Source organism: Streptomyces huiliensis (assembly GCF_020037025.1).
Classification (GTDB): Bacteria; Actinomycetota; Actinomycetes; order Streptomycetales; family Streptomycetaceae; genus Streptomyces; species Streptomyces huiliensis.
Genome location: NZ_JAIQLH010000006.1, coordinates 18,689 through 39,363, shown reverse-complemented (window position 1 = coordinate 39,363; position 20,675 = coordinate 18,689). Strand labels below are relative to the sequence as shown.

The 20,675-nt window shown below is 72.1% G+C and carries 15 protein-coding genes; 8 read left to right on the top strand and 7 right to left on the bottom strand.

Annotation, left to right across the window (positions count from 1 at the left end; all coding sequences use genetic code 11):
• Positions 1–75: 75 nt before the first annotated feature.
• The 4 genes from JNW98_RS01575 (at position 76) to JNW98_RS01560 (ending at position 7,079) form a co-directional block, all read left to right on the top strand.
• Entirely contained in the window at positions 76–981 is a 906-nt protein-coding gene (locus JNW98_RS01575) for a helix-turn-helix transcriptional regulator (RefSeq protein ID WP_372459138.1), read from the top strand.
• 151 nt (positions 982–1,132) lie between these two features.
• The gene (gene dusB, locus JNW98_RS01570; RefSeq protein ID WP_223766207.1) at positions 1,133–2,266 is read left to right on the top strand and encodes a tRNA dihydrouridine synthase DusB; all 1,134 of its coding nucleotides are present in this window, start codon (positions 1,133–1,135) and stop codon (positions 2,264–2,266) included.
• Positions 2,267–2,788: 522 nt separating this feature from the next.
• Entirely contained in the window at positions 2,789–5,506 is a 2,718-nt protein-coding gene (gene ppdK / locus JNW98_RS01565; protein WP_223766206.1) for a pyruvate, phosphate dikinase, read from the top strand.
• Between the two features lie 550 nt (positions 5,507–6,056).
• Positions 6,057–7,079, top strand: a complete 1,023-nt coding sequence (locus tag JNW98_RS01560; RefSeq protein ID WP_223766205.1) for an ArsR/SmtB family transcription factor — start codon at positions 6,057–6,059, stop codon at positions 7,077–7,079.
• 160 nt (positions 7,080–7,239) lie between these two features.
• Here the strand turns inward: JNW98_RS01560 and JNW98_RS01555 are convergent, their stop codons facing one another.
• From JNW98_RS01555 to JNW98_RS01540, 4 genes are all read right to left on the bottom strand, one after another.
• Positions 7,240–7,767: a hypothetical protein gene (locus JNW98_RS01555; protein WP_223766204.1), complete on the bottom strand. Its 528-nt coding sequence runs from the start codon at positions 7,765–7,767 to the stop codon at positions 7,240–7,242.
• Positions 7,768–7,987: 220 nt separating this feature from the next.
• On the bottom strand, positions 7,988–8,860 hold the full coding sequence (locus JNW98_RS01550; protein ID WP_223766203.1) for a carbohydrate ABC transporter permease: 873 nt from the start codon (positions 8,858–8,860) through the stop codon (positions 7,988–7,990).
• A gap of 4 nt (positions 8,861–8,864) precedes the next feature.
• The gene (locus JNW98_RS01545; RefSeq protein ID WP_223766202.1) at positions 8,865–9,806 is read right to left on the bottom strand and encodes a carbohydrate ABC transporter permease; all 942 of its coding nucleotides are present in this window, start codon (positions 9,804–9,806) and stop codon (positions 8,865–8,867) included.
• Positions 9,807–11,069, bottom strand: a complete 1,263-nt coding sequence (locus JNW98_RS01540) for an ABC transporter substrate-binding protein (RefSeq protein ID WP_223766201.1) — start codon at positions 11,067–11,069, stop codon at positions 9,807–9,809. It lies immediately after the preceding gene.
• Between the two features lie 622 nt (positions 11,070–11,691).
• Here JNW98_RS01540 and JNW98_RS01535 point away from each other — a divergent pair.
• The gene (locus JNW98_RS01535; RefSeq protein ID WP_223766200.1) at positions 11,692–13,713 is read left to right on the top strand and encodes a glycosyltransferase family 2 protein; all 2,022 of its coding nucleotides are present in this window, start codon (positions 11,692–11,694) and stop codon (positions 13,711–13,713) included.
• Positions 13,714–13,910: 197 nt separating this feature from the next.
• Here JNW98_RS01535 and JNW98_RS01530 read toward each other — a convergent pair whose 3' ends face one another.
• The gene (locus JNW98_RS01530) at positions 13,911–14,486 is read right to left on the bottom strand and encodes a hypothetical protein (RefSeq protein ID WP_223766199.1); all 576 of its coding nucleotides are present in this window, start codon (positions 14,484–14,486) and stop codon (positions 13,911–13,913) included.
• Between the two features lie 234 nt (positions 14,487–14,720).
• On the opposite strand from JNW98_RS01530, the gene JNW98_RS01525 reads away from it, so the two are divergent.
• Positions 14,721–16,583, top strand: coding sequence for an APC family permease (locus JNW98_RS01525; RefSeq protein WP_223766198.1), 1,863 nt, complete (start codon positions 14,721–14,723; stop codon positions 16,581–16,583).
• Positions 16,584–16,817: 234 nt separating this feature from the next.
• Here the strand turns inward: JNW98_RS01525 and JNW98_RS01520 are convergent, their stop codons facing one another.
• Positions 16,818–17,753: an oxidoreductase gene (locus tag JNW98_RS01520; protein WP_223766197.1), complete on the bottom strand. Its 936-nt coding sequence runs from the start codon at positions 17,751–17,753 to the stop codon at positions 16,818–16,820.
• A 139-nt stretch (positions 17,754–17,892) separates the two neighbouring features.
• On the opposite strand from JNW98_RS01520, the gene JNW98_RS01515 reads away from it, so the two are divergent.
• Both JNW98_RS01515 and JNW98_RS01510 read left to right on the top strand, forming a co-directional pair.
• Positions 17,893–18,678, top strand: coding sequence for a TSUP family transporter (locus JNW98_RS01515; protein ID WP_223766196.1), 786 nt, complete (start codon positions 17,893–17,895; stop codon positions 18,676–18,678).
• A gap of 294 nt (positions 18,679–18,972) precedes the next feature.
• Entirely contained in the window at positions 18,973–19,908 is a 936-nt protein-coding gene (locus JNW98_RS01510) for a trypsin-like serine peptidase (RefSeq protein ID WP_223766195.1), read from the top strand.
• A gap of 11 nt (positions 19,909–19,919) precedes the next feature.
• On the opposite strand, the gene JNW98_RS01505 is transcribed toward JNW98_RS01510, so the two are convergent.
• Positions 19,920–20,624: a SanA/YdcF family protein gene (locus JNW98_RS01505; protein ID WP_223766194.1), complete on the bottom strand. Its 705-nt coding sequence runs from the start codon at positions 20,622–20,624 to the stop codon at positions 19,920–19,922.
• Between the last annotated feature and the right edge of the window lie 51 nt (positions 20,625–20,675).

Genomic DNA, 20,675 nt, shown 5'->3' with positions numbered 1-20,675 from the left:
AGAGCTTTTATCCTGGTACAAGGACTACCCGGTGACGGGCCTGACAGCGGTCCGCCCGTACCGCAGGCTGGAGGCATGACCACGATGGTGCCGGAGTCGCCGGCCGCCGCCCTCGACGACGGACCCCGCGGCATCGACGACGCGGCCCGCCGCGCCGAGCTCGCGGCCTTCCTCCGCAGCCGCCGCGAGCGCATCACCCCCGAACAGGTCGGCCTGCCGCGCGGCCGCCGCCGGCGGACGCCCGGGCTCCGTAGGGAGGAGGTCGCCCTGCGCGCCGCCGTGGGCGTCACCTGGTACACCTGGCTCGAACAGGGCCGGGACATCCAGGTCTCCGCCCAGGTCCTCGACGCCGTCGCCCGCGCGCTGCTGCTCGACCGCGCCGAGCGCGCGCACCTCTTCGCCCTCGGCAACGTCTCGGACCCGGCCCCCAACGCCGAGCCCACCGGCGTCCCGCCCGGGCTGCGCCTGATGCTGGAGCGGCTGGAGCCGTTCCCCGCCTGCGTGCAGAACGCGCGCTACGACATCCTGGCGTACAACCGCACGTACCGGCAGCTCATCTGCGACCTCGACGCCCTGCCGCCCGAGGACCGCAACTGCCTCTGGCTGCACTTCACCAACGAGACCTGGTACGCCGACGCGCTCGACCGGGACGACGCGAAGCGGGCCATGGCGGCGAAGTTCCGCGCCGCGATGGCCGACCACCTCGCGGAACCGGCCTGGAAGTGCCTGCTCAAGCGGCTGCGGGACGCGTCGCCCGAGTTCCGGGAGCTGTGGGAGCGGCATGAGGTGATCCCGCCCACCGCCAACCGGAAGCGCACCTTCCGGCAGGCCAGGGTGGGGCTGCTCAACCTCGACCACACCAACCTGTGGACCGGGCCGCACCCCGGCACCCGGGTGCTCGTCTTCACCCCGGCCGACGAGGAGACGCACGAGCGGCTGGGGCGGCTGCTGGAGCTGGTGCGGGCCGACGAGGAGGGGTGAGGCGCGCGATCAGCGGGCCGCGGGCCGGAGTGACCGGAGCCACGGGATCCGGTCCGCCGGATGAGGGACAATGGACGGTCGCCCCACCGGCCCGGTACGCCCGTGAGGCGGCCGGACGACGCCCATCCCGCACGAACGAGGACGCCCCTCCATGACGCAGCTCCAGATCGGTCCGCACACCGTGCAGCCGCCGGTGGTCCTGGCCCCGATGGCCGGGATCACGAACGCGCCCTTCCGCACGCTGTGCCGCGAGTTCTCGGGCGGCAAGGGGCTGTTCGTCAGCGAGATGATCACCACCCGGGCGCTGGTCGAGCGGGACGCCAAGACCATGCGGCTGATCCACTTCGACGGCACCGAGAAGCCGCGCTCGATCCAGCTCTACGGCGTGGACCCGTTCTACGTCGGCCGCGCCGTCCGCATGATCGTGGACGAGGACCTGGCCGACCACATCGACCTCAACTTCGGCTGCCCCGTCCCCAAGGTCACCCGCAAGGGCGGCGGCTCCGCCCTCCCCTACAAGCGGAACCTGCTGCGCGCCATCCTCCGCGAGGCCGTCGGCAACGCCGGGTCGCTGCCCGTCACCATGAAGATGCGCAAGGGCATCGACGACGACCACATCACCTTCCTCGACGCCGGCCGGATCGCCGTCGAGGAGGGCGTCACCGCCATCGCCCTGCACGGCCGCACCGCCGCCCAGCACTACGGCGGCACCGCCGACTGGGAGTCCATCGCCCGGCTGAAGGAGGCCGTCCCGGAGATCCCCGTGCTCGGGAACGGCGACATCTGGTCGGCCGATGACGCCGTGCGGATGATGCGCGAGACCGGGTGCGACGGCGTCGTGGTCGGGCGCGGCTGCCTCGGGCGGCCCTGGCTCTTCGGCGACCTGGTCGCCGCCTTCGACCCCGACGGGCCGCGCGAGCCCGCCGCGCCCACGCTGCGGGAGGTGGCGCGGGTGATGCTGCGCCACGCGGAGCTGCTGGGGGAGTGGCTGGAGAGCGAGGAGCGCGGCGTCATCGACTTCCGCAAGCACGTCGCCTGGTACACGAAGGGGTTCTCGATCGGGTCCGAGCTGCGGCGGCAGCTCGCCGTGACGTCGTCGCTGGCCGAGCTGGACGCTCTTCTGAGCGGGCTCGACCTGGATCAGGCGTGGCCCGCGGGGGCGGACGGGCCTCGGGGGCGGACGTCGGGGCGGAGCCGGGTCGTGCTGCCTGAGGGGTGGCTGGATGATCCGTATGACTGTGCGGTCGTTGGGGCGGACGCGGAGCTCGACACTTCGGGTGGGTGAGGGCGCCTCGCCCCGGCGGGGGGCGCCTGCGGCGGGCTGTGCCCCGGTCCCGCCCTTTCACCGTTTCGTGCGGGGGCTCCGCCCCCGCACCCCCGAAACCGCGCGTCGCGCGGTTGTCCTCAAACGCCGGACGGGCTAGTACTACGGCGTGATTCTCGCCACCTCTGATAGGGGGTGCGCTCACATGAGCGCGAAATCAGGGCGTGCATCTTCCTAAGGGTGGCACTCAGTGCCACCCACTCTGGCTTCAGGAAGTGACGGCCGAATGGCCGAAATCTCGACACAGCGTGTCGTCTCGTCACTCCACCATGACATCGCGTTCAAGATGTGAAGGGATCATCCGTAAACCCCGGCCGGGCAGGCGACTTTCGATCTGCTGGCAGACGGGCGGTTACGGCCTCATGTCGTTGGAGTAGACCTCCTCAGACGCCTTCGATCTGGGTACGCTCCCCGCCGTCAGGGCAACCCTCCCCACTGCGGCAGCGCTTTTCCCCGGGAGGTCCAGTGAAGGAGTCGAGTTCCGTGCCGGTATCCGAAGATCAGCAGAAGTTCGTCTACGACTTCACCGAGGGCAACAAGGACCTCAAGGACCTGCTCGGCGGCAAGGGTGCCAACCTCGCCGAGATGACCAACCTCGGTCTTCCGGTGCCGCCCGGGTTCACGATCACCACCGAGGCGTGCAAGGTCTACCTGGCCGAGGGGCAGGAGCCGCCGGCGATGCGGGACGAGGTCACGGCGCACCTGGACGCGCTGGAGGCCCGGATGGGCAAGAAGCTCGGGCAGGCCGACGACCCGCTGCTGGTCTCCGTCCGCTCCGGCGCCAAGTTCTCGATGCCCGGCATGATGGACACCGTCCTCAACATCGGGCTCTCCGACGCGTCCGTGACGGGCCTCGCCGCCCAGGCCGGGGACGAGCGGTTCGCGTGGGACTCGTACCGCCGCCTCATCCAGATGTTCGGCAAGACGGTGCTGGGCGTCGACGGCGACCTCTTCGAGGAGGCGCTGGAGGAGGCCAAGGAGGCCAAGGGCGTCTCGACCGACGTCGAGCTGGACGCCGACGACCTCCGGGCGCTCGTCGAGCAGTTCAAGGGGATCGTCGCCGAGCGGACCGGGCGGGAGTTCCCGCAGGACCCGCGCGAGCAGATGGACCTGGCCATAAGGGCCGTCTTCGACTCCTGGAACGGCGACCGCGCCAAGCTCTACCGCCGCCAGGAGCGCATCCCCGGCGACCTGGGCACCGCCGTCAACGTCTGCTCCATGGTCTTCGGCAACCTCGGCCCCGACTCCGGCACCGGCGTCGCCTTCACCCGCGACCCCGCCAGCGGCCACCAGGGCGTCTACGGCGACTACCTGCAGAACGCGCAGGGCGAGGACGTCGTCGCCGGCATCCGCAACACCATGCAGCTCGCCGAGCTGGAGCAGCTGGACAAGGCGTCGTACGACCAGCTGATGCAGATCATGGAGACGCTGGAGACGCACTACCGCGACCTGTGCGACATCGAGTTCACGATCGAGCGCGGCAAGCTGTGGATGCTCCAGACCCGCGTCGGCAAGCGCACCGCCGGTGCCGCCTTCCGCATCGCCACGCAGCTGGTCGACCAGGGCCTGATCAGCGAGGCCGAGGCGCTCCAGCGGGTGACGGGCAGCCAGCTCGCGCAGCTGATGTTCCCGCGCTTCGACGAGAAGGCGAAGACCGAGTTCCTCGGCCGGGGCATCGCCGCCTCGCCGGGTGCCGCGGTCGGCAAGGCGGTCTTCGACTCGTACACCGCCGTCAAGTGGTCGCGCTCGGGTGAGAAGGTCATCCTCATCCGCCGCGAGACCAACCCCGACGACCTCGACGGCATGATCGCCGCCGAGGGCATCCTGACCTCGCGCGGCGGCAAGACCTCGCACGCGGCCGTCGTCGCCCGCGGTATGGGCAAGACCTGCGTCTGCGGCGCGGAGGAGCTCGAAGTCGACACCAAGCGGCGGCGGATGACCGCTCCGGGCGGTGTGGTGATCGAGGAGGGCGACGTCGTCTCCATCGACGGCTCGTCCGGCAAGGTCTACCTCGGCGAGGTCCCCGTCGTCCCGTCTCCGGTCGTCGAGTACTTCGAGGGCCGGATGCACGCGGGCGCCGACGACGCCGACGGGCTCGTCCAGGCCGTGCACCGGATGATGGCCTACGCGGACCGGATGCGCCGGCTGAGCGTCCGCGCCAACGCCGACAACGCCGAGGACGCCCTGCGCGCCCGCCGGTTCGGCGCCCAGGGCATCGGCCTCTGCCGCACCGAGCACATGTTCCTCGGCGAGCGGCGAGAGCTGGTCGAGCGGCTGATCCTGGCCGACACCGAGACCGAGCGCGAGGAGGCCCTCGGCGCCCTGCTGCCGCTCCAGAAGGCCGACTTCGTCGAGCTGTTCGAGGCCATGGACGGTCTCCCGGTCACCGTCCGCCTCCTCGACCCGCCGCTGCACGAGTTCCTCCCGGACATCACCGAGCTCTCCGTGCGCGTCGCGCTCGCCGAGGCCCGCCAGGAGGCGCACGAGAACGAACTGCGCCTGCTCCAGGCCGTGCACAAGCTGCACGAGCAGAACCCGATGCTCGGTCTGCGCGGCGTCCGCCTCGGGCTCGTCATCCCCGGCCTGTTCGCCATGCAGGTCCGGGCCATCGCCGAGGCCGCGGCCGCGCGGCGGAACGCCAAGGGCGACCCGCGCGCCGAGATCATGATCCCGCTCGTGGGCACCGTCCAGGAGCTGGAGATCGTCCGCGAGGAGGCCGAGCGCGTCATCGCCGAGGTCGAGGCCGCCACCGGCACCAGCCTCAAGCTCACCCTGGGCACCATGATCGAGCTGCCCCGCGCCGCCCTGACGGCCGGTCAGATCGCCGAGGCCGCCGAGTTCTTCTCCTTCGGCACCAACGACCTGACGCAGACGGTCTGGGGCTTCTCCCGGGACGACGTGGAGGCCAGCTTCTTCACCGCGTACCTGGAGAAGGGCATCTTCGGCGTCAGCCCGTTCGAGACGATCGACAAGGACGGCGTCGGCTCCCTGGTGCGGGCCGCGGCCGAGGCCGGCCGGGCCACCCGGCCCGACCTCAAGCTCGGCGTCTGCGGCGAGCACGGCGGCGACCCGGAGTCGGTGCACTTCTTCCACGAGGTGGGCCTGGACTACGTCTCCTGCTCCCCGTTCCGCATCCCCGTCGCCCGCCTGGAGGCCGGCCGCGCCGCGGCCCTCACCGGGGCGGTGAGCGACAGCCGGTGACACGGGCCGGATGAACTCCGGAGCCGCTGATGGGATGACCTCGACCCTCAGACCTGCCGCGGCTCCGGTACCGGGAAGGGGCGGTCTCGCGCACGGGGCCGCCCCTTCCGCTTGCCGTGAACGGATCGACGAGCGGTGCGGCGTGTCCGGTACGTGGTTAACCCGGGCGTAACGCGGCGTCCACCGGAAGATCATCGCAGCGGAACCGGCATGTGACAGCGCGTGTCCCGCGGGCCCGCCCGGGAGCCCGGAGCACGGCGGAGGGGCGGCGCTCGTGCGGGAGCGCCGCCCCTCGTTTACTCCCCCACCGGGAGTTGTTGCCGCCCGCATCGGCTCGGGCGGCAACTCGCATACTCAGCGACCGCTTTTTCGCTCGCCACCCCCCACGGGAACGAGCTGGGGCGGCCCTGAGTGCGTGAATAGGATTTCGCTCCGGGGGTGTTCGCCGCGAGTCCTTTCAACTGTGGCCAAAAGGGCGTGGTAACAGCACGTATCGGTGTGCATACTCAGTGGGCGGGGGGTGACGGCGGATGTCTCATGTGGGGGTTTGGTGCTGCGTGTCCATTTCACTGGACTCGATCTGGCCCGGTTGCGCCTGGCCGGCGACCCGGACGTGCTCTGGGAAACCGTATTGAGCTTGCACCGGCTGCGGGACAAACAAGGCGAGTCGATCTACGGCGATTGGCGCACCGAAACCCGTGCTCGGTTGAATAGTGAAACTCGGCTGCTGGCCCCGCTGGTTCCGCCCCGGGGCTATTTCCCGGACTTCCTGACACCGGCCGAAGGCGTACTCGGACTGGAGACCGGCGTGGAGGCGCTGCGCGCGACTCCGGCCGAGCGGATCCACGACGAGCTGGGCCGGCTGTCCACCGTCCGCACCCTGCCCGCTTGGATACGATCGCTGGCCGAGGGCGACGCCCGGGCGTTCGGCAAACTGATCAGCGCCCTGCACGACTACCACGAGGCGGCCATCGCACCGTACTGGGCGCACATCCAGGCGCGGATCGAGGCCGACCGCGCCGTACGCGGCCGGGCCCTCCTCGACGGCGGGGCGGACGCCCTGCTGTCCTCGCTGCCGCCCACGATGCGCTGGCACGCGCCCGTGCTGGAGTGCGACTACCCGGTCGACCGTGAGCTGCACCTCGACGGGCGCGGCCTGCTGCTGGTGCCGTCCTTCTTCTGCCGCGGCAACCCCGTCACCCTGCGGAACCCGGACCTGGCGCCCGTCCTCGTCTACCCGGCCCGGCACTGCGCGGAGTCCGCGCCGCCGGTGCAGGACGCGCCGCGCTCGCTGGGCAAGCTGGTGGGGCAGACCCGGTCGGCGGTGCTCGGCTCCATCGGCGGCGGCTGCACCACCAGCGAACTCGCCCGCCGCGTCGGGGTGTCGGCCGCCTCGGCCAGCCAGCACGCGGGCGTCCTGCGCGAGGCCGGCCTGGTGCTCACACTGCGGCACGGCAGCGCCGTCCTGCACACCCTCACGCCGCTCGGCGCGGCCCTGCTGCGCGGCGGCCACCGGCCGCAGCCGCGCCGGGACCGGCCGGCGTTCCAGGAGCGGTCGCCCTGGGCCGTGTAGCCCGGTGCCGGCCGGGGCCCGGCTGCCCACGCGGTGGGCGCTTCTCGCTTCCGTGGCCGCCTTGAGCGTGGCCGTCTTGAGCGTGGCCGTCTTGAGCGTGTCCGGTGAACCGACGCTCCCGGCACGCCGCCGGACACGCTCCGCGGTGCGACGCGCACGGTCACTGGAACGTGAGCGTGCTGACCCCCTCCACGCTGGGCACGCCCGGTCCCGCGCAGGCCAGGGGGTTCGGGTTGAGCAGGGTGATCGTCTCGGTGGCCGTGTCGTTCCGGCCGTACCCGTCGGTGACCGCTCCCGTCTTGACCACCTCGCTGGTGCTCGTCAGTCTCGTCACCACGACACTGGTCCAGTGCACGGTGGACTTCCGGCCGTTGTTCCACCTGTACTCCACGGTGGACGGCGGTCCGAAGCCGAGGGACTGGCACGACGAGGGGACGGTCACCCGGAGGGAGCCGTGGCCGGACGTGATGCCGGCCGGGTCCGCGCAGGTGGTCCACGTTTCGCGGATTGTCACGTCGGTGGTCGTGGTGGCGTTGGTCAGCGGCGGATCGAAGGTGGTCCTCTGCGTCCCCTGGCAGACCAGGTCTCCGACAGCGGCACGGGCTGTCGAGGGGACGAGGAGACCGCTGCTCGCGAGTGTGAGCGCGAGGGCGGTGCCGCATATCCGGGCGCGTGCGTCAGCGAACACGATGCCTCCAGTGACAGTTCGGAACCGTTGTTCACGGTGGAGCCATTAGGGCAGAGCAACCGGCCACTTGGCCAGATTCATGCGTCGCCTGGCCGCGGAGCACTGGCGCGCGAGCAGACCCTGCCGCACCTCCGCACACCCCCCGTCACCCCAATGGGCCGGGGCGGTGCTCAAGCGTGACGGAACCGGCAGCAGACCCGTCGGGGACGGCCCAGTCGCCTCAGTCGTCGATCCCCGAACGCTCGACGCCCGCCACGATGTACCGCTGGAGGAACAGGAACACCACCAGCAGCGGAACGATCGAGACGGCCGCCGCGACGAACAGCTCGTGCAGGTTGACCGTCTGCGCGGTGCTGAACGCCGACAGCGCCACCTGGACCGTCCACGCGTCCCGGTCCTGGCCGATGACCAGGGGCCACAGGAAGGCGTTCCAGGCGCCGATGAAGACGATCGTGCCGACGGCGGCGAAGACCGGCAGCGAGTTGGGGACGACGACGCGCCAGTACGTCCGCCAGTACCCCAGCCCGTCCACCTGCGCCGCGTCCTCCAACTCCCTTGGAAACCCCAGGAAGTACTGCCGGAAGACGAAGCACGCGAAGGCGCTGAACAGGGTGGGCACGATCAGGCCGCGCAGCGTGGAGACCCAGCCCAGCGACGACACCAGCACGAACGAGGGCACGAAGGTGACGGCCGCGGGGACCATCAGGGTGCCCAGGATCGCGTAGAAGACGGCGTTCGCGTGCCGGTACGGGATGCGGGCCAGGCCGTAGCCGGCGAGTGAGGCGAGGACGAGGGTGCCGGCGGTCGTGGCGACGGCGATCAGCGTGGAGTTGAGGAGCGCGTGCGCCATCGGCACGTCCGGGTCGTCGAACAGCTCGCGGACGTTCGACCAGTGCAGCTCGCGGGGGAAGAAGGTCCAGTCGGCGGCGGTGATGTCGCTCTCGGCGGCGAGCCCGTTGCGCAGCAGCAGGTAGAAGGGGATCAGGAACAGCGCGGCCAGCGCGATGAGCAGGACCAGCCGGAGGGCGCGGCCGGCGCGGGCGAGCGCGTCGTGCGCGGGGTTTTCAGTGGACCTCTTCCGGGACGGGGTCACGGTGTCACTCCTCCTTCCGGCCGAGGCCGGACCAGCGTGCCTGGACGACCGTCACCACCGCGATCACCAGCGCCAGCACGACCGCCCCCGCGCTGCCCAGGCCCAGGTCCTGCCCCTGGCCGAGCGCGGTGTAGTACAGGTAGACCAGCGGCGGCCGGGCGTACGGCGGGTAGCCGCGCGCGTCCGACAGCAGGTTGAAGAACTCGTCGAACGCCTGGAAGGCGTTGATGACGAGCAGCAGCGCCACCGCCACCGAGGTGGCGCGCAGCGCGGGGAACGTGATGTGGCGGAAGGTCTGCCAGCCGGGGCGGGCCCCGTCGAGCGCCGCCGCCTCGTACAGCCGGACGGGGATGCGCTGCAGCCCGGCCAGGAACAGGATCATGTAGAAGCCGGTCTGGAGCCAGAGCCGTACCGTGCCGATGACCAGCCAGTACCAGGGTGGCTGGGTGGTCGCCAACCAGGCGACGGGCTCGGCGCCGAACCAGCCGAGGACGGTGTTGGCCAGCCCGAAGCGCACCCCGTTGAAGATCGACATCTTCCAGACGAGGGCGGCGACCACGTAGGAGCAGGCGGTCGGCAGGAAGAAGACCGAGCGGAAGAACGCCTGTGCCCACCGCAGCCGGTTGACCGCCAGCGCCAGCGCGAGGGAGAGCGCGAAGGTGGCGGGGACGATGATCGCGGTGAAGACCGCGAAGGTGGTGAGGGAGGAGCGGAACTCCGGGTCGGACAGGATCCGGCGGTAGTTGCCGAAGCCGGTGAAGTCGGTGGGCGTGACCGTGTTGTGCGCGTCGAAGAAGCTGAGGAAGACGCTCCAGCCGAGCGGGACGTAGGTGAACAGGGCCAGGCCGACGGCGAAGGGGCCGACGAAGACCCAGAACCAGAGGGTACGGTTCCGCTGCCGGCGGGTGGTATTCGAGGTGAGGGGACGGAGCGCGGCCGGCGGCATTCAGGACCTCTTCCGGACGCGCGCGAGCTCCGCCTCCGTCGTCCGCACCACCGCCTTCAGCTGCCCCTCCGGATCGGCGCCGTCCTTGATGATCCGGCTCAGCGCGTCCTGGTAGGCGACCTTGCTCGCGACCGTCCACAGCAGCGGGTCGGCGTGGCCGTGCTCGGCCGCGAACCGGGACGCCTCGGCGGCGGGCCCCTGCCGGAGCCGGTCCGCCTTCCGGGCGAGGGAGGTGCGGGCCGGGAGATGCAGGCCGTAGGAGAGCGCGAAGTCCTCCTGATAGCCGGTCTGTTCGACCCACAGCCAGCGGACGTACGCCTTGGCCTCCGCCTTCCGGTCGCTCCGCGCGCTGACCGCCGCCGCGTACGCGCCGACCGGGACCGCGGGCTTCCCCGCCGGGCCGTCGGCGGGGAACGGCAGCACCCCCACGTCGTCGCCGAGCGCCTTGGTGATCTGCGGCAGCGCCCAGAGCCCGGACCACTGCATGGCGGTGAGGCCCTGGACGAAGGCGGACGGGTCGGACCAGTCGGCGGGCGCGCCCAGCAGCAGCGCCTTGTCCTCGTACAGCTTGCGGATCTTGGCGAGGGTACGGGCGGCGGCCGGGTCGTCGAAGCCGACCTTGCCGTCGGCGGTGACGGGGGAGAGGCCGGCGGCGTGCAGCGGGGTCGCGCCGAGGACGCCCGCGCCACCGTCGTTGCCGAGGAAGAGGCCCTTGGTCCGGCGGTCGGTGAGCCGGCGGGCGGCGTCGACGAGCTCGTCGAGCGTGCGCGGGGGGCGCACGCCCGCCTTGTCGAGGAGGCTCTTGCGGTAGTAGAGGAGCTGGGTGTCGACGGTCTGGGGGATGCCCCAGATCCGGCCGTCGTGGGTCTTGGGCGCCAGGACGGCCTGCTGGAAGTCGTCCTTGACGTCCTTGAGGAGGTCGGTGAGGTCGACGACCTGCCCGCCGAGGATCTGGTCGAGGGTCGGGCCGTTGACCTCGAACACGTCCGGGCCGGAGCCGGAGAGCAGGGCGGCGGCGGTCTGCTGGTCGAAGTTGCCGCCCGGGCGCCACTGGACGGAGATCCGGGTCTTCTTGTACGCGGCGGCGTAGCGCCGGACGGCCTGCTCGGTACCCGGCTCCCCGTACTGGTGGTACCAGTGCGACAGGCTGCCGCCGGAACCGCCGCCTCCGCGCCCGGTGTTGGAGCCGCAGGCGGCGGCGGTCGCGCCGGCGAGCGCGAGGCCGCCGCCGGCGGTGAGGAGTCGTCTGCGGGTGATCGGCATGGTGCTGTCCCCCTTGGGTGCGTCGGCTGTGCTGTGGCGTGCTTCGACGTGCTTCGACGTGCTGCGACGTGCTGCGACGTGCTGCGACGTGCTGCGACGTGCTGCGACGTGCTGCGACGTGCTGCGACGTGCTGCGACGTGCTGCGACGTGCTGCGACGTACTGGTGCGCGCGGTCTTCCGTGGTCCTCCGTGGTCCTCCGTGGTCCTCCGTGGTCCTCCGTGGTCCTCCGTGGTCCTCCGTGGTCCTCCGTGGTCCTCCGTGGTCCTCCGTGGTCCTCCGTGGTCCTCCGTGGTCCTCCGGGTGGTCAACGAGCGGGCTCGCGGGCCGGTGGTCGTCGCCGGAGGCGCCGGATTCCCGGTGGGCGGGGCCGGGTGGCGGCCCGACAGGTCAACGATCAACGATGCGGCGCGATCACGACAGGGGTGTTGCACCGGCATGTCGATCGTTCCGGCCACGGAAGCGGCCCTGCCGCAAGGCGGCGGCGGTCGATTTTCGGACAGTCGTTCGGGATATCACCCTCGTATACCCTGAAATGGCCCGCGCCGGGGACCCGGCCGGCACCGACCAGCCCACCCCCGGCCGGGAGCCACGCCCCGACCGCAGGAACGGAGCGCGCACCCATGCCCGGCCCGGACGTCACGGTCATCATCGCCTCGTACAACGCCATGCCGTACGTGACCCGCAGTGTCACGTCCGTGCTCGACCAGACCCTCGGGGCCGACCGGATCGAGCTGATCGTCGTGAACGACGGCTCCACCGACGGCACCGCCGCCGAGCTGGACCGGCTCGCGGCCGGGGCGCCCTGCATGCGCGTGATCCACCAGGAGAACTCGGGCGGCCCCGCCGGCCCGCGCAACCTCGGCCTGGACCGGGCCACCGGCCGGCACGTCTTCTTCCTGGACGCCGACGACCACCTCGGGCCCGAGGCCCTGGAGCGCATGGTCGCCGCCGCCGACAAGAACGGCTCCGACGTCGTCCTCGGCCGGATCGTCGGCGAGGGCGGGCGCCGGGCGCCCTCGTCCATGTTCGGCCGGAACCAGCCGAAGACCGACGTGTTCTCGTCCCGCGTCTACTGGACGCTCAACCCGATGAAGCTGTTCCGGCGCGCGCTCATCGACCGGCTCGGGCTGCGGTTCGAGACCGGCCTGTCGATCGGCGAGGACCAGCCGTTCACCGCGACCGCCTACCTGGAGGCCGCCGCGATCTCCGTCGTCGCCGACTACGACTGCCTGTACTGGGTGGCCCGCGAGGACGGCAACAACATCACCGCGCAGCCGCACGGCACCCGGATGCGCATGGACCTGTTCCGGATGATGACCGAACTGGTCGCCCGGCACACCGAACCGGGCGACCAGCGTGACGTCCTGATGCACCGTCACTTCGCGGTAGAGCTGCGCGACGCCGTCCTCCAGCTGTGCCGCGAGCCCTACCGCGACACCCAGGACAAGCTCCTCAAGGAACTGGGCGAGCTCATCGAGCCGTACTACCACGAGGGCCTGGCCGCCCGGCTGCCCGCCATGGTCCGGCTGCGCTGCCACCTCATCCGGGAGGGGCTGCTCGACGAGCTCCTCACCGTGGTCCGCTGGGAGCTGGACCGGGGCGCCGCCAGCTACGGCATCACCACCCTGGCCGCCTCCGCCGCCCAGGGGCCCGACATCGTCACCGAGGACGGGCGCGCGTACGCGGAGTACCCCTACTTCCGCGACTCCACGCTCAACATCCCCGACGACTGCTACGACATCACGTCCGAGCTGCGCGTCCGCCACTTCCTGGAGACCGCCGAGCTGGACGGCGGTTCGCTGCGGCTGGCCGGGCACGCGTACGTGCACCGAATATCCGGCGAGGCGGACGTCGAGCTGCTGCTGCGCAAGCGGGGCGGTTCCGTCGAGCACCGGCTTCCCGTGCGGCGCGTTCCCACGCCGGACTTGGGCGCGGACGAGGACGGCGGGCAGTTCCGCTACCCGGATGCGGGCTTCGACGTGACCGTGGACCTCGCCACGGCGGCCGGCGGGGCGCCGCTGGGCCCGGGCCTGTGGGACTTCACCCTCGCGGTCGACGCCCGGGGCGTCACCAAGGAGGCGCGGCTCGGGAGCCGCCGCGCGTCGTCCGTGACCGACGAGACGGTGACGGTGGTGACGGGGGAGGGGACGGCGGCCGCTCTGTTCACCACGAAGCCGTACCGGAACCTCTCGCTTGATGTGGGGGAGACGCGGCATCGTGTGCTGCCGCACTTGGGTGTGGAGGGGGCGGACTGGGCCTCGGAGGGCCCGGCCACCCTGTCCGTGACCGGCCGTTGCACTCTTTCCGGCTGGCCTTCCGGCGCTTTGGTGTTGCGGGCCACCGAGGTGTCGACCGGCGCCGTGCGCTCGGCGCCTGTCGTGCCGGAATCGGACGGCGCTTTCTCCGTGCGGTACGACTGCGCCGCCGCGCCGGGGGAGTGGCGCTTCGAGCTGCGGCTCTCGGCCGGGGCCGGGGAGTGGACCGTTCCTGTGCCGCCGCGGGCGCGGCTTGCTGCCGCGAAGTGGCAGCGGTTCGGGTTGCCTTGGTACGCGAAGGTGGTTGAGGGGCGGGATGTGCTGGTGATTCGGACTGGGCGGGTGGAGTTGCTGAAGGGGGTGCGGGGGCGGTTGAAGCGGCGGTAGCCGCTTCGGGTGGGGTGCCCCAGTCCCTCCCCTTCGCCGATTCCTGGGGCTGCGCCCCAGACCCCGCTTATCGCGGCTTCGCCGCTCGTCCTCAAGCGCCGGACGGGCTGAATTGCCCGGCCGGGGGGGCGGGGGCTTGCCCCCGCAAGAAACGGTGAAATGGGGGTGCCCCCTCTGGGGCAGGGACCGGGGCACCCTCACTCCAGCCCCGACGCCCGCAGGACCTCCCGCGCCCCCTCCCCGTCGATCCGGCTCGCCAGAGCCGCAAGCACGGGAGCGCCCTCCCGAAGCAACCCCCGCTCCAAGGCCCTCCGGGCCCCCCGCTCCACCTCGTGCCACAGCAGCGGATTCGCCCGCAGTACGCGCGGGTCGAGCTCCACCCGCCCCCCGCCCACGTCCCGGAGGACGAGCCGGGGTGCGACGCCGTCCAACTGCCGGACGCGGGTGAGGAGATCGGTCCGTACGCGCCGTTCGCGGAGCAGGCCGCGGGAGGCGAGCCAGCCGTCGCCGGCGGTGACGCGGGGCGGTCGCAGGACCGCGACGAGAGTCGAGCCGAGCGCGATCCAGCAGCAGGTCCGTACCGCGTCGAGTTCGCCGCGCAACAGGTCGACGAGGGTGAGGAGGGCGCCGAGCGCCGTTCCCCAGCACCACGCCTCGCGGGCCTCGCGCCGCCAGCCGCGGTCCCGGGCGAGTACGCCGTCGGTGGCCGTGGTGGCGGGGGGCCCGGAGCGGGGCCCGTGTCTGCGCGTCCTTACGGTCGGTCGCCGTCCCATGGCGCGAGGTTAGGGCCGTCCGCGCGGTGATCCCGCGCCCGTTGACGCCAAGCTGACGGAAACGTGTCCGAACCTGACGGTCCCCTGACGCCCTCTTGACATCCCTTCGGTCAACATCCGTTAAAGAAGCGCCAAGATGGCAACGGGAGGCGACAAGAGGCCGCCAAGAAGCAGCGCCTTCCGGTCGCCTCCGGCGCAGGCTGAGCCTCCCACGTCACGGAGGTACGAACAGAGATGTCCACGCCGGCCCACACGGAAGAACGGCTCGACGGGACCGGCGAGGAACCGCCGGATACCGTGCCCGAGCCGGCGGGAGAGGAACGGCACCGGCTCACGGCCGTCCAGGGCCTGGCCGCGCTGTCGCTCGACGCGATGGCCTCCGTCGCGTACGGCCCCGAGTCGATCGTCCTCGTGCTGGCCGCGGCCGGCGCCCACGGTCTCGGCTGCACCCTGCCCGTCACCCTCGCCATCGCGGCCCTGCTCGCCGTGCTCGTCGCCTCCTACCGGCAGGTCATCGCCGCCTTCCCGGACGGCGGCGGCTCCTACGCGGTGGCCAAGCGCCACCTCGGCCGTCGCACCTCCCTCGTCACGGCCGCCTCACTGGTCCTGGACTACGTCCTGAACGTGGCGGTCTCCGTCACCGCCGGCGTCGCCGCCCTCACTTCCGCCTTCCCCGCCCTCCACGCCGACCGGCTGTGGATCTGCCTCGGCGTGCTGGCGCTGGTCACCGGGGTGAACCTGCGGGGCATCGCCGAGTCGGCGAAGGCGTTCGTCGTCCCGACCGCCGTGTTCGTCGGCTCGATCCTCACCATGATCGTCGTCGGACTGTTCCGGGACGCGCCCGCGAGCACCGAGGCCGCCGCCGGGCACGCGTCCGCGCTGAGCTCCGACGCGACCTCGGTCGGCGCCCTGCTGCTGCTCAAGGCGTTCGCCGCCGGCTGCTCCGCCCTCACCGGCGTCGAGGCCGTGGCCAACGCCGTCCCCGCCTTCCGCGCCCCGCGCGCCCGCCGCGCCCAGCGCACGGAGGTGGCCCTCGGCGCGCTGCTGGGCGCCATGCTCATCGGCCTCTCCGTGCTCATCGGCCGCTTCCACCTCCAGCCGGTGGAGGGCGTCACCGTCCTGGCACAGCTGGCGGACGCCTCGCTCGGCCACAACTGGGCCTTCTACGTCGTGCAGTTCGCGACCGTCGTGCTGCTGGCGCTGGCCGCCAACACCTCCTTCGGCGGGCTTCCCGTCCTGATGAGCCTGCTCGCCCGGGACAACTACCTCCCCCACGTCTTCGCCCTCAAGGCCGACCGCCAGGTGCACCGGCACGGCGTCCTCGCGCTGGCCGCCGTCTCGGCACTGCTGCTCGTCTGCTCCGGCGGTGACGTCAACACGCTGGTGCCGCTCTTCGCGATCGGGGTGTTCGTCGGGTTCACCATCTGCCAGGTCGGGATGGTGCGGCACTGGTGTCGGGAGGGCGCGTCCGGGTGGCGGGGCAAGGCGCTGCTGAACGGCTTCGGTGCGCTGCTCACCGGAGTGTCGGCGGTGGTCGTCACGGCGACGAAGTTCGCGGAGGGTGCCTGGCTCATCGTCCTCGCTCTTCCGCTGATGGTGCTGGCCTTCGAGGCCGTTCATCGTGCTTACAGCCGGATCGGCGGCCGGCTGGAGCTCGGGCGGGTGCCGGAGCCGCCCCGCCGCTGCCACTCCGTGGTCGTCGTGCCGGTCTCCTCTCTGTCCCGGCTGACCAGCAAGGCGCTGACCGCCGCCGTCTCCCTCGGCGACGAGGTCGTCGCCGTCACCGTCGCCCAGCCCGACGCGGAGGGGCGGCGGGCGGCGGAGTCGTTGCGGCGGGACTGGGAGCTCTGGAATCCGGGGGTCGATCTCGTCGAACTTCCGGCTCCTGCACGGACGTTGGGGCGTCCCATCGTCGACTACGTCCAGGAGATCAGTGGTCGCCATCCCGAGAACCGGGTCACCGTTCTCATTCCGGAGGTCGAGCCTGCTCGGCTGTGGCAGCGGTTGCTGCAGAATCAGCGGGGGGCGGTGGTGGCGCATGCGGTGCGGCGGGATACGGATGCGGTGATCTGTCGATTGCGGTTCCGGGTGGGCTGAGGTCGCGCCTGCGGCGGGCTGTGCCCCGGTCCCGCCCCTTCGCCGATTCCTGGGGCTGCGCCCCAGACCCCGCTTGTCGCGGCTTCGCCGCTCGTCCTCAAACGCCGGACGGGCTGGATGGGGCCTGGGCGCGCACTTCAGCCCGTCCGGCGTTTGAGGACAACCGCGCGGAGCGCGGTTTCGGGGGGTCTGGGGGCTCGCCCCCAGGAATCGGCGAAGGGGCGGGACCGGGGCTCAAACCCCCGCCGGCCACCCCCACCGCACCCCCGTCAGCCGCTCCGACATCCGCCACAACCCCTCCGCCGCCCGATCGTCCCGGGCCCAGGGAGCACGCGGCGACCGCGCGGGAGCGCCCCGCATCAGCGGTCCGCCAGGCCCGATGAAGTCGTCCTGGCGGACGTCGGGAGCAGTCGCGGCGTAAAGAGTCGGGAGAGCACCCGCCTCCGCGCTCGTCGCGATCAGGCGGGTGGCCGCCGCGACGACGCGCTCGGCGCGCCGCCGGCCCTCCATCCGGACGCCGGCGGTCTGGAGGCCGGTGGCAGCGAAGCCGGGGTGGGCCGCCGCGGCGACCAGGGGGGAGCCGTCGGCGGCGAGGCGGCGGGCGAGTTCGTGGACGAAGAGGAGGTTGGCGCTCTTGGAGCGGGCGTAGGCGGTCCACCGGCGGTAGCCGCGGTCCATCTGCGGGTCGCGCGGGTCGACCGTGCCCGCGAAGTGCATCCCGCTGGACACGGTGACCACCCGAGCCCCGTACCCCGCGTCCCGCATCCGCGGCAGCAGCAGCCCGGTCAGGGCGAAGTGCCCCAGGTGGTTGGTGCCGAACTGGGCCTCGAAGCCGTCGGCCGTGCGCCGTCGCGGCAGGGCCATCACCCCGGCGTTGTTCACCAGCAGGTCCAGCCGCTCCTCGGGCAGTTCCGCGGCGAAGGACCGTATGGACTCCAGGTCGGCCAGGTCGAGCCGGGCCAGGCGGACGTCCGCGCCGGGCACCTGCCGTCGCAGCAGGTCCTCGGCGGCCCTGCCGCGCGTCGCGTCCCGGCAGGCCAGCACCACCCGCGCGCCGCGCCGGGCCAGTTCCCGCGAGGTGACGTAGCCGATGCCGCTGTTGGCACCGGTCACCACCGCCGTCCGGCCCTTCTGTTCGGGCATGTCGTCCAGCGTCCAGCCGTTCGTCACGTGCTCCTCCGCCCTGCCTCACCAGGCACATCAGGGGTCACCGGCACCTGCCGCGGACAGCCTAGCCGGGGCGGGGTGCGCGGCAGGAAGCCGCCGGTGAAACGGAGTTGGGGCGTCCCCTGCCCCGTACGATCCCGAGGTGACCCACGACATATCCCTGACCACACTGCTTCTGCTCTGTCTCGCCGCGGCCGCCGCCGGCTGGATCGACGCCGTCGTGGGCGGCGGCGGCCTCCTCCAACTCCCCGCCCTGCTGGTCGGCCTGCCGCACGCCGCCCCCGCGCACGTGCTCGGCACCAACAAGGCCGTGGCCATCTGGGGCACCGCCGCCGCCGCGGTCTCCTACGCCCGTCGGGCCCCCCTCGACCTGCGCACCGCCTTCCGGACCGGTCTCGCCGCGCTCGGCGGCTCGCTGGCCGGGGCGGTTTTCGCCGCCGGCATCGACAGCGCGGTCCTCCGGCCGCTGATCATGGTGATCCTGGTCGTGGTGCTCGCCTTCGTCCTGCTCCGCCCGGGCTTCGGCGCCGCCACCGCGGCCTCCGGCCCGGTGAGCCGGCGGCGGGTGTGGACGGCGATCCTCGTCGCCGGTCTGGGCATCGGCTTCTACGACGGCCTGATCGGCCCCGGGACCGGCACCTTCCTCGTCCTCGCGCTGGCCGGGATCCTCCACATGGACCTGGTGGCCGCCTCCGGCACCGCCAAGATCGTGAACGTCTGCACCAACGTCGGTGCCCTGGTCACCTTCTCGCTCCAGGGCGCGGTGCTCTGGTGGCTGGCCCTGCCCATGGCCGTCTTCAACCTGGCGGGCGGGACGCTGGGCGCCCGGATGGCGCTCAAGCGGGGGAGCGGTTTCGTCCGCGGGGTGCTGGTCGTGGTGGTGCTGGGGCTGCTCTGCAAGCTCGGCTACGACCAGTGGGCCGCGTAGGCCGCGTAGGCCGCGTAGGCCGCGTAGGCCGCGTAGGCCGCGTAGGACGGGTACGGCCGGTGTGCCGCGTAGGACGGGTACGACCGATGGGGCACGCAGGGCGGACGCCGTTCGTGTGATCGGGGCAGGCGGGACGAGACTTCCCGTACCGGATGTGGTGGATGGTTGACGATCATTCGTACGCTGGTCATACACCGGATCGTCGGTCGTCCGACGGTACGGAAAACCGTCCGGTGCGCCGCCCGTGCCGGACGATGCGGTTAGCCTGTGAACGACCTTCCGAACGTGGTGGGGGTGCCTGTGCGTTTTCCCCGGTGGAGCCGGGCCCGATGGGGCCGGGCCACGCTGGCGGGGCTCTATGTCGTCGTCCTGGCGGCGGCCGTCCCGCAGGCCGGCGGCCACGGGAAGGACCGCAGCTGGACCAGCGAGCAGGCGAAGCGGTTCTGGAGCTCCGACCTGACCGCGCCCTCCGCCGCCGCGGTCACGGACGACGCGGGGGACGGCGACGCCCGCGGCGAGGCGCAGCGCATCACGGGCAACGCGCGGCACTTCGGCGGCGTGCCCTCGGTAGGCGTCCTCTTCTACACCGGCGAGGACATGAAGAGCCATCACTGCACGGCCAGCGTCGTGCACAGCCCCAAGGGGAACCTGCTGGTGACGGCCGGGCACTGTTCGATCGGCGAGGACGCCGCGTTCGTGCCGGACTATCAGGCCGGCGCCAAGGAGCAGCCGTACGGCGTGTGGAGAGTGGACCGCACCTTCACCGACCCCAGACGCACCGACACCGGCGAGGGATCCGACTACGACTTCGCCTTCGCCACCGTCCGGCCCGACGCGAAAGGCCGTCAGATCGAGCAGGTCACCGGCGCCAACCGGCTGGCCCGCACCCCCGGCTACGTCAACCGGGTGACCGTCATCGGCTACCCCAGCGCCGACGACGACCCCGCCGACGAGGCCATCCGCTGCACCGCCCTCACCGGCAAGCTGGAGCACCACAACCAGCTGAAGATGCGCTGCGAGGGCTTCTTCTCCGGCACTTCGGGCAGCCCCTGGCTGGTGCACTTCAACGAGCGGACGCGCACCGGCGACCTGGTGGGCGTCCTGGGCGGGCTCAACGGCGGCGGCCCGGACGGCGACCGCTCGTCGCAGGTGTCGTACAGCCCCCTGAACGACGACGAGATCTTCCGGCTGTACGTCGACGCCATAAACAACCGCGAGCCCAAGCGGTAGCTCAAAGGGGTTCAGCGCTCCGCGGCCGCCAGCGCCCGGTCCACCCCCGGCTCGCGCGGGCCCAGGAACCTCGGCCCGGGCCGCACGGCGGCCTCCACCGCCGCCTTCCCGGCCGCCACGATCTCCCGGGCGCCCGCCGCGTACCAGGTGCGGTCGCGCTTCGCCTCCACCGGCACGCCGTACGCGTCGATCCCGGCCGCGTCGCACAGCGCCACCGCCCGGCGGATGTGGAAGTCCTGGGTGACCAGCACCGCCTTGCGCACCCCGAAGACGCGGCGGGCGCGGGTGCAGGAGTCCCAGGTGTCGAAGCCGGCGTAGTCGGCGACGACCCGGTCGTCCGGGACGCCGTGCGCGTGGAGGTAGGCGCGCATGGCGTCCGGCTCGTTGTACTGCCGGCGGCCGTTGTCGCCGGTGACCAGCACGACGCGGACCTTGCCCGCCCGGTAGAGGTCGACCGCGGTGTCGAGCCGGTGCGCCAGGTAGGGGGAGGGCTCGCCCTGCCACAGGCCGGCGCCGAAGACGATGGCCACCGGCGCCGGCGGCACGTCCGCGACCTGCCGCAGCCGGGCCTCGGCGGCGGCGTGCACCCAGGTCACGGGCAGCAGCGCCAGCACGCAGGCCGCCATCACCGCCTGGACGGTCCGGCGCCGGCCCTTGCGGGTGGCGGGCAGCCAACGGAGCGGCCGGATGTTCAGCGGCCGGATTTTCAGACGCATGTTCGCCTCCCCCTTTCCGGACGGAAAGAACGCGGGGCGGGGCCGCGCGGT

What these genes read in the sequence shown, in the direction of transcription:
- JNW98_RS01535 (WP_223766200.1), top strand. Translation starts at nt 11,692, where the DNA reads ATGCCCGGCCCGGACGTCACGGTCATCATCGCCTCGTACAACGCCATG.
- JNW98_RS01525 (WP_223766198.1), top strand. Translation starts at nt 14,721, where the DNA reads ATGTCCACGCCGGCCCACACGGAAGAACGGCTCGACGGGACCGGCGAG.
- JNW98_RS01505 (WP_223766194.1), bottom strand. Translation starts at nt 20,624, where the DNA reads ATGCGTCTGAAAATCCGGCCGCTGAACATCCGGCCGCTCCGTTGGCTG.
- JNW98_RS01545 (WP_223766202.1), bottom strand. Translation starts at nt 9,806, where the DNA reads ATGCCGCCGGCCGCGCTCCGTCCCCTCACCTCGAATACCACCCGCCGG.
- JNW98_RS01575 (WP_372459138.1), top strand. Translation starts at nt 76, where the DNA reads ATGACCACGATGGTGCCGGAGTCGCCGGCCGCCGCCCTCGACGACGGA.
- JNW98_RS01530 (WP_223766199.1), bottom strand. Translation starts at nt 14,486, where the DNA reads ATGGGACGGCGACCGACCGTAAGGACGCGCAGACACGGGCCCCGCTCC.
- JNW98_RS01540 (WP_223766201.1), bottom strand. Translation starts at nt 11,069, where the DNA reads ATGCCGATCACCCGCAGACGACTCCTCACCGCCGGCGGCGGCCTCGCG.
- dusB (WP_223766207.1), top strand. Translation starts at nt 1,133, where the DNA reads ATGACGCAGCTCCAGATCGGTCCGCACACCGTGCAGCCGCCGGTGGTC.